Genomic DNA, 12,544 nt, shown 5'->3' on the forward strand with positions numbered 1-12,544 from the left:
TATACGGCACACCGCCAGTACGTACATCAGGAGATAAAAAATGAAAGAAAAACCCGCGTTTTCGCCTTATTTCGCTTTGTTCATCGCTACGCTAGCCGTCTCGACATCAGCCATACTTGTGAAGCTATCAGACGCACCAGCATCCATTATTGCTACATATCGGCTATTGTTTACGATACTATTCATGCTTCCGTTCGTTATATGGAAACATCTCGGAGAAATTCGGTTCATCTCGTTGCGAGACTGGTGCTTCTCTTCGCTTGCCGGTGTCTTTCTAGCAATGCACTTTATTCTCTGGTTTGAATCGCTGAACTATACATCTGTAGCCAGTTCCGTAGTACTTGTAACTTTGCAGCCGCTGTTTTCATTTGTCGGCGCCTATGTATTTTTTAAAGAGCGGGTAACTCCTGCCGGAATCGCTGGAGGACTGCTCGCGATTGCAGGTAGCGTATTCATCGGCTGGAGTGATTTTCGTATCGGAGGAACGGCATTATTCGGTGATATCCTCGCTTTACTTGGAGCGGCTACCGTCACCGGATATTGGCTATTTGGCCAAAGCGTTCGCAAGCGCTTGTCTCTTATGATGTATACGTTCGTTGTATATACGATTAGTACAATCGTTTTGCTTATGTATGATATAGCATTAGGGTTTGATTTATTTCCATATTCCGGCCAGGATTGGCTCGTCTTCATCGGTCTGGCGATTTTCCCTACGCTGCTCGGCCACACGGTATTCAACTGGACGATTAAATGGCTAAGCGCCAATACGATTTCAATGGCCATTCTAGGAGAACCGATTGGAGCGGCTATTCTCGCATATTGTATTCTCGGTGAAAACGTAACAGCCGCCCAAGCGATTGGCACGGCTGTCATTTTATGCGGTATTTATTTGTTTATGCAATTCAATCGGCCGGACAAAATACAGCTTAGCTCGGAAAATGATCAATCTGACGCTGCGGCAAAATAACGGTGAACGTCGTACCGCGGCCTTCTTCGCTTTCTACATGAATCATGCCGTGGTGCGAGTCAATCAAATGCTTGACAATCGCCAGACCAAGTCCGGTACCGCCGGATTCCCGCGAACGCGCCTTATCAACCCGATAGAACCGCTCAAAAATGCGCGATACATGCTCCGGTGGAATGCCGATGCCGGTATCAACGATTTTCATCTCTATGTTTTTCGGGTCTCGTTCTTGCAGCGTAATCGTAACTTCTCCATTATCCGGAGTATAATTAATAGCATTGCTCACCAGATTCAGTACGATTTGCTGTATCCGATCTTTGTCGCCTTCGATAACTATGTTTTTCTCTGCCGGGAGATAAATCGCGATATTTTTGGCTCGCGCCTCTTCCCGTATGATGCGCACGGTTTCTTTAATCAACTTGGCCAGGTCGATTTCTTCCACCTTTAGCGGCATTCTTTTTTGCTCGATTTTTGATAAGTCGAGGATATCAGTAATGAGCCTGTTTAACCGATCGCTTTCCTCATTAATAATCGTCAGGAACGATCGGCTAACATCGACATCTTCCAACGCTCCATCAAGCAGCGTCTCCGTAAACCCTTTAATGGATGTAATGGGGGTTTTTAGTTCATGAGATACATTTGCGACGAACTCGCTACGCATTTTCTCAAGACGGCGAATGGCTGTAATGTCGTGCAACAACACGATAACCCCTTTCACCTCGCCGTTCTCGTTCGTATACGCTCCAAGATTCGCATCGATAATATGCTCTTCGGGATAATACACATGAATTTCTTCACGGATTTTTTCTCCCGTCTCCAGACAGCGATCAATCATCAGACTTAACCCTGAGCTTTTCCCGATTTCTGTATGAGGATGTCCCAGGAAATTTTTAGCTTCGTAACCAAGCAATCTCTCCGCCGCTGCGTTCATCATCACGAGTTTACGCGAATCGCTGATGAGAATCATTCCGCTGAACATATTATTAAGTATACTCTCCAGCCGCTTCTCATTCTCTTGAATAGCCGACATCTGCTGTTCAAGACTGACCGCCATATAATTAATCGCCTGAGCCAATTGACCGATTTCACCCTTTACGTTCGTTCGAATGCGGTTTTTAAATTCCTTTTTCGTAATTCCTCGGGCCACACGGGTTATTTCTTCGATCGGCTGCGTAATGCTTTTTGTAATACGGGTACTGATAAATCCGAATAGCAAAAGCGTCAACACTAATACGCCGCCAAGACTTACCCACAGATTTCGCACCGTCTCCTGTACTCGTGTAATAGTAATGGATACACGCACGACTCCTTCTATGTTCTGCTCATGTTTTAGCGGAACAGCTACATAGAGCATGTCATAATTCAGCGTATTACTATGCCGGATCGACTGCCCTTCGCCGCTTTGAAGTGCCGCTCGAATTTCTGGTCGATTTGCATGATTCGGCAGCGTCTTCGGATCATGCTCCGTATCGGCTATTACTTTTCCTTGATGATCCGTGACGGTAATACGTGCCCCGATTTCCTCGGAAAAACGTTTCATGCGATGCTGAAGTATATCTGACTTGTCCATTAGATGACCGTACAGTACATCATCAGAAATAATCCGCGCTTCTTTTATGAGTCTTTCTTCCAGCACATCGATGTACGTATTTTGCAGCATCTTCGCAAAATACAGGCCCAGTAGCAGAAGCAATACACCAATTATAAGTACGAAAATAAAATTAAGCCGAATTCGGAACTTCTGCATGTTACCCCTCTAATTTATAACCCAGTCCACGTACGGTCTTAATGTATTTGGGCTGTTTCGTATCCTCTTCGATTTTTTCTCGCAAATGGCTAATATGAACATCCACAATGCGTGAATCCCCTACAAAATCATAATTCCACACAGCGTTTAACAGTTGATCTCTCGTCATTACACGGCCCGGATGACTCGCCATATATTGAAGTAATTCGAATTCTTTCGGTGTCAATTCAAGTTTATTTCCGCTAAAAATCACTTCATATTTCTCCGGATAAATGACAAGTTGACCAATTGTAATCACTTGTTCATCTGATGCTCCTGCTGATTTTTGCTCTTGCTGCTGTCCGCTTCGTCGCAAAATCGCTTTAACACGAGCCACCACTTCACGCGGGCTAAATGGCTTGGTCATATAATCATCCGCGCCTAGCTCCAGTCCGAGAATTTTATCGAATTCTTCGTCCTTAGCTGTCAACATCAAAATCGGTGTATTGATTTTTTCCATTCGTAACTTCTTGCACACTTCCATGCCATCCATACCCGGAAGCATAATATCAAGGACAATTAAATCTGGTTTTTCCGTTTCAGCCAATGTAACTGCTGTCGGACCATCTCCGGTTTTTATTACCTCAAACCCTGCTTTCTGCAGGTTAAACTCCAATAAGGTGACAATTGACTGTTCATCATCTACTACCAGAATTTTTTTCACTCTCTACACCCTTATTTCTTAAATTTTTGCAACTCTGCTTTCGACTGCTGTACCAAATCGTTCGAGTCTTTCAATAACTGTTCGGCTTTTTGCTCAAATTGTTTGTCCTGCAAGTCATAAAACTTAAATAATTCATCATGTGCTTCGATTCTTTTTTTAATTCCCTGAAGCAGTGTTTCTTTTGCCTCTTCCATCTCTTTCGGTACAGGGGAGTTGAACAGGTCATCATACATGGATTGAAGTGCCGTCTTCCCCTGATCTACCGCATTCATAATTTTTGTTCGTTTCATGCCTTTGGATGCTTCATTTCTCACTTCAGCAAGCACTTTGCTAGAATTATCGATCGCATCAAAAGCGTCACTCGATTTTTGTGAGAATTCCTTTTGGTAATACTCCAAATCTTCCTGGCTGGCCGAACACCCCCCAAGCAGTAACAATACGGCTACAAATAACAAGACCATGTATATTTTTTTATTTAGCATAACTATATCCCTCCAAAGCTATCATACCCCATAGGAAAAATAAGAAGCAAGAAGAGGAACATAACCATCCTTTTTTAAAATAATGCTCTCTTTTGCTACATACTAAACCTGCTTTTAAAAGACACGGCTACTTGAAGAGGCTTTTCCAAGTGCCTCTTTTTCCCTTTACTGTAAACTTTATAAATATAAAAGTCATATTCTGCAATTAAGTTAAGACAGAAAATAAGTGCGAGGAGTGAAGAGAGTGGAATGTATATTAATCAACCTTGATGTATCGTATTTAAAATACACTTTCAAATTTGCGAAGGAAAAGAGGAATTACGTTGTGTACTAAAGGTAATGTTGCCATTATCGGATTAGGCTATGTGGGTTTACCCTTGGCCAGTCTCCTTGTTGATAAAGGATATGTTGTTCTGGGAATTGATACAGATATAAAAAAAGTAGAGCGTTTGAATGCTAAAAAGAGCTATTTAACTGATGTAAGCGACTTTAAAGTTTCCGAAATGATAGATAACCAAAAATTTATCCCTTCCTCTGATTACTCCTTAATCTCATCGGCACAATCTATTATTATTTGTGTTCCTACGCCTCTTCGTGAAAAAGTTCCTGATTTATCTTATATCATTTCGGCTGTGCAAGGAATTCTGCCCTACTTAAAAAGGGAACAGCTACTTATTTTAGAAAGTTCTACGTACCCTGGAACAACGAATGATTTAATTAAACCCCTTGTAGAAAGTAAAGGTCTGAAAGTAGGAAAAGATATTTTTCTTGCTTACTCACCTGAGAGAATTAATCCCGGAAGTAAAGACGTATCATTGGTCGATATCCCAAAAGTTGTAAGCGGGATATCTACTGAGTGCTTGCAACGTGTGAGCGATTTATATGGAAGCATATTCAAAACAATTGTAAAAGTGTCCTCTCCCCGTGTAGCAGAATTCGTTAAAATGCTTGAAAATAGTCAACGTTTAATTAATATCTCATTTATTAATGAAGTAAATCTACTCGCAAACAAAATGAATATAAGCATATGGGAAGTTATAGAAGCTGCGAAAACAAAACCAATAGGATTTACCCCCTATTACCCTAGTGCAGGGGTTGGTGGGCATTGTATTCCAATTGATCCGTTCTTTCTATCATGGATAGGAATGAAAGAAGGAGTACCTCTTACCATGATTCATCAAGCTGGAATAATTAATGAAAAAATCCCCTATTTCGTTGCAGAAAAGGTGATTCAGCATTTACAAGCAAAAAATATTCCCTTGCATGATGCAAAAATAGGTGCCATTGGCATTACGTATAAAAAAGACATAAATGATATACGTGAATCAGCACCATTAAAAGTAGTTCAACTACTGCAAAAAGAAAAAATCAATGTGTCTGTATATGACCCCATTTATCAGGAAGAGCTTCCTAATGGATTGACACGCTTTTCATTGCAGCCAAACCAGCTACGCGCTTTAGATATTACTTTAATTCTAATCGATCATTCCAACATTGAATGGGGAGATATTATCGCCCACAGTAATTGTGTAATGGATACGCAGAACGTTACACGTGATTATACTGAAGGCCACATTATCCGTATTTAACACATGAATCACATCATAATTACCATTTCTGCGTACTGAATACGTAAAAAAGGGGAGGAAAAAATGGAGTTTATCCCTTTAGTGAATGTAAAACAACAATTTCAGGACACTAAACATTCCATTTTAAGTAGTATAGAAAAGGTTATTGAGAGCGGGCAATACATTTTAGGTCAAAATGTATTGGAATTGGAACGAAAACTTGCGGAAAAATTAGGAGTTTCCGATGTTATAACTGTAGGAAACGGGACAGATGCCCTTGTTCTTACGCTTAAAGCATATGGAATAACATACGGAGATGAGGTAATTACAACACCTTATACCTTTTTTGCAACAGCAGAGGCCATATCAAGGGTAGGAGCGATACCGGTATTTGTAGATATCGATAGTCAAACATACAATATCGATCCAAAAAAAATAGAAGAAAAAATCTCTCCCGCAACGAAAGCGATTATACCGGTTCATCTGTTCGGTCAGGCCGCTGATATGGATGACATTAATACAATCGCTGACAAATATAAATTGATTGTGATTGAGGATGCCTGTCAAGCCTTTGGGGCAACCTATAAAGGGAAATATGCAGGAAACCTGGGAAATGCTGCTTGTTTTTCTTTTTTCCCGACTAAAAATTTAGGCACAATAGGTGACGGTGGAATGATCACCACCTCAGATCAAGAGTTGGCAAAAAAAGTTCGTCTACTACGTCAACATGGAAGTCAGGTGAAATATCATCATCAGATCATCGGATATAATAGTCGTTTAGACGAACTTCATGCATCTATTCTTCTTGAAATGCTAGAAAAAATAGATGTGTGGAACGAAAAAAGGAGAGAAATGGCAAATTATTATAGGGAAAAATTACAGCATGTGCCGTATATCAAAATTTCTCCTGAAGGAAAAGACAGAACCCATGTTTATCATCTGTTTTGTATAGAATCCCCAGAACGTGACGCTCTTATGAAATGGCTAAGTCAATTTCAGATTCAAAGCGCTATTTATTACCCGTGTCCTCTTCACTTACAGGAAGTATACTCCAAGCTTAACTATCGACCAGGAGATTTACCAGTTGCTGAAAAAATGGCATCCAATTTGTTCGCAGTGCCTATTGGCCCCTTTTTAAAGAAGGATGAACAAGAAAGAGTTATCGCTGCTTTGCTGGCTTTTGGGGGTGCAACATAAATTGACCATACGATTCGGACTTATTGGTTGTGGAAGAATTGCCGAACGTCATATTGGAACAATAGCCTTGTGTAAACAAGCCAGTCTATGTGCCTTAAGCGATATTCAGCCTGAGAGAATGAAAACAGCGGAAATGTTATACCACAAACAAACGTATGATAATCAACCTATTGCTAAGCATGAAGACTATTACAAAATACTAAAATCCCCGGATATTGATGCTGTTATCATTACAACGGTGTCCGGTCTTCATGCAGAAATCGCTAAACAGGCTCTTCTTCATCAGAAACACGTAATCCTTGAAAAACCTATGGCACTCTCGATTAAGGACGCAGATGACATCATCGAATTAGCTAACCTTAATAAGCTACGGGTACTCGTTTGTCATCAGTTACGTTATCGCCCCATTATGCAAAAAATCAAGGCACTGATAAGTCAAAATATATTAGGCAACATTTACTTAGGGGTAGCTTCTATACGATTACATCGTTCTCAAGACTACTATTCTGCTGCCCCTTGGAGAGGAAAATGGAAAGAAGATGGCGGCATGCTGATTAATCAAGGAATTCACTTCGTTGATCTGCTGAGCTGGTTTCTTGGTGGTGTGAAGAAAGTGACCGGAGAGATCTCAAAAGGAACAATAGCAAAAGAAACAGAAGACGTTGCTCTCGGTATTCTTACTTTCGAAAACGGGGCTCGAGGACTTATCGAAGCAAACGCTATAACCTATCCAAATAATTTAGGAAGTACCATTTCGATTTTTGGTGAGAAAGGAACGATTTCTATAGGAGGAAATTCATTAAATGAAGTCATTCGTTGGTCAATAAAAGGGAACGACAAGCAAATAGACGAAATCGAGAAGCTCTTACATGATGCAAATGAACATCTTTATATGTATGAAGATTTCATAAGATGCATCTTATTAGAAAATCAAAACATTTTAGTGAATGAAAAAGAAGGAAAGAAAGCGTTAGAAACCATATTCTCGCTATATGAATCCGCTACAACATCTCAACAAATCACCCTTCCACTCTCATCGTTTTCTACATCTAGCATGCTTGAAAAGACCCGGTGGTCACTATGAGATACGGAAACGTATTAGTAACGGGAGGAGCCGGATTCCTGGGCTCGCAGTTAGTAAAAAAATTAAAAGATAGATGTAACCATCTGTATATTATAGATGATCTTTCAACAGGTAACGCAGGTGCCATTCCACGTGCGAAAAACATTACATTTTATAAAGAAAGTATTACGAATAACGAGCTGTTGGAAAGCATCCTCCCTAAAGTTGAAGTCATTTTTCATTTAGCTTGCCGTAATGTTGTTCTTTCTGTAGAAAACATAGATGAAGATTTCAATACTAACTTATATGGTGGATTCTTATTGTTAAAAAAAGCAAAAGAGTGCTGCCCAAACCTGCAAAAGTTTGTCTACACATCAACTTCATCTATATATGGAGACGCTTCTATCCTCCCTACTCCCGAATCCTACCATAATATTACGCTTCCTTATTCTGCAAGTAAGTTCTCTACTGAACATTACTGTCGTATGTATTACCACATGTACAACTTACCAATCACTATTCTTAGACTCTCTAACGTATACGGTCCTGGACAATTAGCCAGTAATCCTTATTGCGGTGTTATAGCAAAATTTTTTGATGCAATAAGGAAGAAAGAGCCTTTAACGATTTATAGTGACGGCACGCAAACAAGGGACTTTACGTATGTGGAGGATACCATTAGAGCGATTCTTATAGCAGGCATAAGCGAACGCTCCATCGGCAAAGTCTATAACATCGGTACAGGAAAAGAAACAAGCATCATACAGCTAGCAAAAACCATACTTGAAATTAAAGGTGATCCGCATCACCCGATTATTTCTAAACCTAAGAGGGCAGTGGATAAAGTGCATAGAAGGGCGCTACATGTAGAAGAAATTGAAAAAGAGTTAGGGTGGAAAGCACTCATTTCTTTACAACAAGGCTTGGTATTAACTTCTAATTGGCTGCAAGCTGAAGGATTAGCTTAAATCCCCTTCCGCTTACTGTTTTGTCCTTTGTTTTATGGTAAGGGGATAGATGAAAAGAAAACAAGAGGGGAAGTCAGACTTTATCTAACACCCAGAAAAAGAAAAGGTTGATTGTCTGCGCTTCCCTTCACTCTCTTCCAACTACACAAGGATATTGATATATCAGGTGTGATTTATATAGGAGGAAAATATATGGGAGATTTATCTATAAAGGTCGGTAAAAATGTCGTCATGGGTGAAAACGTAACAATTGAATCGAACGTTATGATTGGGGACAATGTTGTCATTGGAAACTATGTTGTAATCAAAAAGAATACAATAATCGGAAATAATGTGAAAATCGGTGATCTTGTTGTTTTGGGAAAAGAACCTGCTTCTAATAAAAAAATGGCACGTAAGCCTAATACAAAGCTCCCTCCATTAGAAATTAAAGATGGTGTTACCATTGGCTGCAATACAGTTATTTATTATGGTGTGGTTTTACACGAAGATGTTCTTGTTGGAGATATAAGCAGTATTAGAGAAGATGTAGTCGTAGGTGAATCGAGCATTATCGGACGCAATGTAATGGTCGAGCCAGCTACTACGATTGGCAGAAAGGTAACGATTCAAACAGGCTGCTATATTACAGCAAACATGATCATCGAAGATGAAGTATTCATTGGCCCCTGCTGCTCTTCAGCTAACGATAAATATATGGGGATGGGGAATTTTCAACATAAAGGCCCTATTATCAAGCGTGAAGCAAAAATAGGTAATAACGCTACCCTTTTACCTGGTATTACAATCGGCGAAAAAGCGATTGTGGGGGCAGGTGCCGTTATTACCCGCGATGTAGCCCCAAATAAAATCGTTGTTGGAAATCCGGGCCGACCTCTTGGATAAGAAACTGAACCACCAATATATAAGCCTTTTCTATATAAAAACGATATTCCTCTTATAACCTCCTTTCCTTATTATGTAGCCTTACTGCTTTATAGAAGCAAGAATAGAAAAAGTGGATCTGATGTCATTTGATATTAGTCCCGGTTATCTTTATACTTCTTGATTCTTTTCCTGCCAAGCTTTATTTGGCTAACGTTGGAACGGAAGCCTTCGTCAAATAGATAAGTTACCATCCCGCAAATGGAAAAATATGCTATTGACATAGAACGAATGCCGTTACTGCTTGTCTCAATCATCATAGTATATAGCAGGTTGCATACAAACTCTTGAAAAAAAGTTTGCATGAGGCCAACAAAATAATAGAAAAGGAGGAAATCTAGTTGGCAATTACTAATCTAATAATCAATGGTAGCTTCGAGACTGGAACACTCGTTCCTTTTGTTACAGCCAATGCAGTAATCGACGCCACAAACAGCCATTCCGGTTTATTCTCTGCCCGTTTACTTGGTGAAATCGCGACTGCCTTTGTGGCACAGCAAGTTCCGGCAGCTCCTGGTGACAGCTTTGAATTACTCGTTTCTCTTACCAGAACCCCTGATTCACCAAGCCCGCCTATTGCAATATCAGTGTCCTATCTTAATGCAGCTAATGTACTTGTAGCAACTGCGCTTATGACAAGTATAGCTGCCGGACGTCTTCCAAGCAGTAGTACAAACGACTGGACCGAGATTTATGAAACGACTACACTTGCACCACCCGGAACCACCAGTGCTGTAGTTATCATTTTCAAGCTGCCTTTGGCTGGAAGTTCTGATGTTCTTGTAGATGATATTGCACTGTTACGCTCTAACGGAGTACCTGGACCGACTGGACCAACTGGACCTACGGGTGCTACTGGACCGGCTGGAGTAACTGGAGCTACCGGACCGACTGGACCGACTGGACCAACCGGAGCCACTGGACCGACTGGACCGACTGGACCAACCGGAGCCACTGGACCAACTGGACCTACGGGTGCTACTGGACCAACTGGACCTACGGGTGCTACTGGACCGGCTGGAGTAACTGGTGCTACCGGACCGACCGGACCAACTGGACCTACGGGGGCTACTGGACCTACGGGGGCCACTGGACCAACTGGAGTTACTGGACCAACTGGACCTACGGGTGCTACCGGACCGGCTGGAGTAACTGGAGCCACCGGACCGACTGGACCTACGGGTGCTACTGGACCAACTGGACCGACGGGTGCTACTGGACCGACTGGACCTACAGGCGCTACTGGACCGGCTGGAGTAACTGGAGCCACCGGACCGACTGGACCAACTGGTGCTACTGGACCGGCTGGAGCCACCGGACCGACTGGCGCGACTGGACCAACAGGGGCCACTGGACCTACAGGCGCGACTGGACCGACGGGTGCTACCGGACCGACTGGACCTACAGGTGCTACTGGACCAACCGGAGCCACTGGACCTACGGGTGCTACCGGACCGGCTGGAGCTACTGGACCGGCTGGAGCNGCTACCGGACGGACCTACAGGTGCTACTGGACCAACCGGAGCCACTGGACCTACGGGTGCTACCGGACCGGCTGGAGCTACTGGACCGGCTGGAGCTACTGGACCAACTGGAGCTACTGGACCGACTGGACCGACTGGACCTACGGGTGCTACTGGACCGGCTGGAGCCACCGGACCGACTGGCGCGACTGGACCAACAGGGGCCACTGGACCTACAGGCGCGACTGGACCGACGGGTGCTACCGGACCGACTGGACCTACAGGTGCTACTGGACCAACCGGAGCCACTGGACCTACGGGTGCTACCGGACCGGCTGGAGCTACTGGACCGGCTGGAGCTACTGGACCAACTGGAGCTACTGGACCGACTGGACCGACGGGTGCTACTGGACCTACGGGTGCTACCGGACCAGCTGGAGTAACTGGTGCCACTGGACCTACGGGTGCTACCGGACCGGCTGGAGCTACTGGACCGGCTGGTGCTACTGGACCGGCTGGAGCTACTGGAGCCACTGGACCAACTGGACCTACGGGTGCTACCGGACCAACTGGAGCCACTGGACCTACGGGTGCTACTGGACCGGCTGGAGCCACTGGACCACAAGGTAGTACTGGACCGACTGGACCTACGGGTGCCACTGGACCAGCTGGAGTAACTGGTGCTACCGGACCGACTGGACCTACAGGTGCTACCGGACCGACTGGACCGGCTGGAGTAACTGGTGCTACCGGGCCTACTGGACCTACCGGACCGACTGGACCAGCTGGAGTAACTGGTGCCACTGGAATGATCGGACTGACTGGACCGACTGGAGCTACTGGACCAACTGGAGCTACGGGTGCTACTGGACCGGCTGGANCGGGAGCAACCCACTGGACCGACTGGACCTACAGGCGCTACTGGACCGGCTGGTGCTACTGGAGCCACTGGACCGACTGGACCGACGGGTGCTACTGGACCGGCTGGAGCTACTGGACCGGCTGGAGTAACTGGTGCTACCGGGCCTACTGGGCCTACCGGACCGACTGGACCAGCTGGAGTAACTGGTGCCACTGGAATGATCGGACTGACTGGACCGACTGGAGCTACTGGACCAACTGGAGCTACGGGTGCTACTGGACCGGCTGGAGCCACTGGACCACAAGGTAGTACTGGACCGACTGGACCGACGGGTGCCACTGGACCAGCTGGAGTAACTGGTGCTACCGGGCCTACTGGACCAACTGGACCAACTGGAGCTACCGGACCGACTGGACCGACTGGACCGACTGGACCGACTGGACCGGCTGGTGCTACCGGACCGACGGGTGCTACTGGACCAACTGGAGCCACTGGACCAACTGGAGCTACCGGACCGACTGGACCTTAGGGTGTCACTAGACCGACTGGACTAAGCATAAACAGTATATGTGCTAAAACAAGAAGCCTAAATATTATACGTTT

Annotated in this window: 10 protein-coding genes and 2 pseudogenes; 9 read left to right on the forward strand and 3 right to left on the reverse strand. The window is 44.1% G+C overall.

What is annotated here, in order from left to right:
* Window positions 1–40: 40 nt before the first annotated feature.
* Complete coding sequence (locus AF333_RS00880) at window positions 41–967, forward strand: DMT family transporter (RefSeq protein ID WP_043063800.1); 927 nt, start codon at window positions 41–43, stop codon at window positions 965–967.
* Here AF333_RS00880 and pnpS read toward each other — a convergent pair.
* The 3 genes from pnpS to AF333_RS00895 are packed head-to-tail and all read right to left on the reverse strand — an operon-like array spanning window position 927 to window position 3,896.
* A complete protein-coding gene (gene pnpS / locus AF333_RS00885; RefSeq protein ID WP_043063799.1) occupies window positions 927–2,711 on the reverse strand; it encodes a two-component system histidine kinase PnpS in 1,785 nt (594 codons plus the stop codon). The two genes, AF333_RS00880 and pnpS, sit on opposite strands and share 41 nt — an antisense overlap.
* Window position 2,712: 1 nt before the next feature.
* Complete coding sequence (locus AF333_RS00890; RefSeq protein ID WP_043063798.1) at window positions 2,713–3,414, reverse strand: response regulator transcription factor; 702 nt, start codon at window positions 3,412–3,414, stop codon at window positions 2,713–2,715.
* Window positions 3,415–3,425: 11 nt separating this feature from the next.
* A complete protein-coding gene (locus AF333_RS00895) occupies window positions 3,426–3,896 on the reverse strand; it encodes a hypothetical protein (RefSeq protein ID WP_043063797.1) in 471 nt (156 codons plus the stop codon).
* Window positions 3,897–4,219: 323 nt separating this feature from the next.
* On the opposite strand from AF333_RS00895, the gene AF333_RS00900 reads away from it, so the two are divergent.
* The 8 genes and pseudogenes from AF333_RS00900 to AF333_RS34440 form a co-directional block, all read left to right on the forward strand.
* Window positions 4,220–5,485: a nucleotide sugar dehydrogenase gene (locus AF333_RS00900; RefSeq protein WP_235356067.1), complete on the forward strand. Its 1,266-nt coding sequence runs from the start codon at window positions 4,220–4,222 to the stop codon at window positions 5,483–5,485.
* A gap of 63 nt (window positions 5,486–5,548) precedes the next feature.
* Window positions 5,549–6,661, forward strand: coding sequence for a DegT/DnrJ/EryC1/StrS family aminotransferase (locus AF333_RS00905; RefSeq protein WP_043063796.1), 1,113 nt, complete (start codon window positions 5,549–5,551; stop codon window positions 6,659–6,661).
* A gap of 1 nt (window position 6,662) precedes the next feature.
* On the forward strand, window positions 6,663–7,745 hold the full coding sequence (locus tag AF333_RS00910) for a Gfo/Idh/MocA family protein (protein WP_043063795.1): 1,083 nt from the start codon (window positions 6,663–6,665) through the stop codon (window positions 7,743–7,745).
* Window positions 7,742–8,692 carry an NAD-dependent epimerase/dehydratase family protein gene (locus AF333_RS00915; RefSeq protein ID WP_043063794.1) on the forward strand — a complete coding sequence of 317 codons (951 nt, stop codon included), beginning with the start codon at window positions 7,742–7,744 and terminating at the stop codon, window positions 8,690–8,692. Before AF333_RS00910 ends, AF333_RS00915 begins: the two co-directional genes overlap by 4 nt.
* Window positions 8,693–8,884: 192 nt before the next feature.
* Window positions 8,885–9,577 carry a DapH/DapD/GlmU-related protein gene (locus AF333_RS00920; protein WP_043063793.1) on the forward strand — a complete coding sequence of 231 codons (693 nt, stop codon included), beginning with the start codon at window positions 8,885–8,887 and terminating at the stop codon, window positions 9,575–9,577.
* Window positions 9,578–9,957: 380 nt separating this feature from the next.
* On the forward strand, window positions 9,958–11,099 hold a 1,142-nt coding region (locus AF333_RS00925; RefSeq protein ID WP_235495904.1), incomplete at its 3' end, for an NTTRR-F1 domain.
* A 1-nt stretch (window position 11,100) separates the two neighbouring features.
* Window positions 11,101–11,959: pseudogene (locus AF333_RS34280) on the forward strand (collagen-like protein); the annotation flags it as partial.
* A 1-nt stretch (window position 11,960) separates the two neighbouring features.
* A pseudogene (locus tag AF333_RS34440) lies at window positions 11,961–12,470 on the forward strand (hypothetical protein); the annotation flags it as partial.
* Window positions 12,471–12,544 lie beyond the last annotated feature (74 nt).

Origin of the sequence: Aneurinibacillus migulanus (genome assembly GCF_001274715.1) — a bacterium.
Taxonomy (GTDB): Bacteria; Bacillota; Bacilli; order Aneurinibacillales; family Aneurinibacillaceae; genus Aneurinibacillus; species Aneurinibacillus migulanus.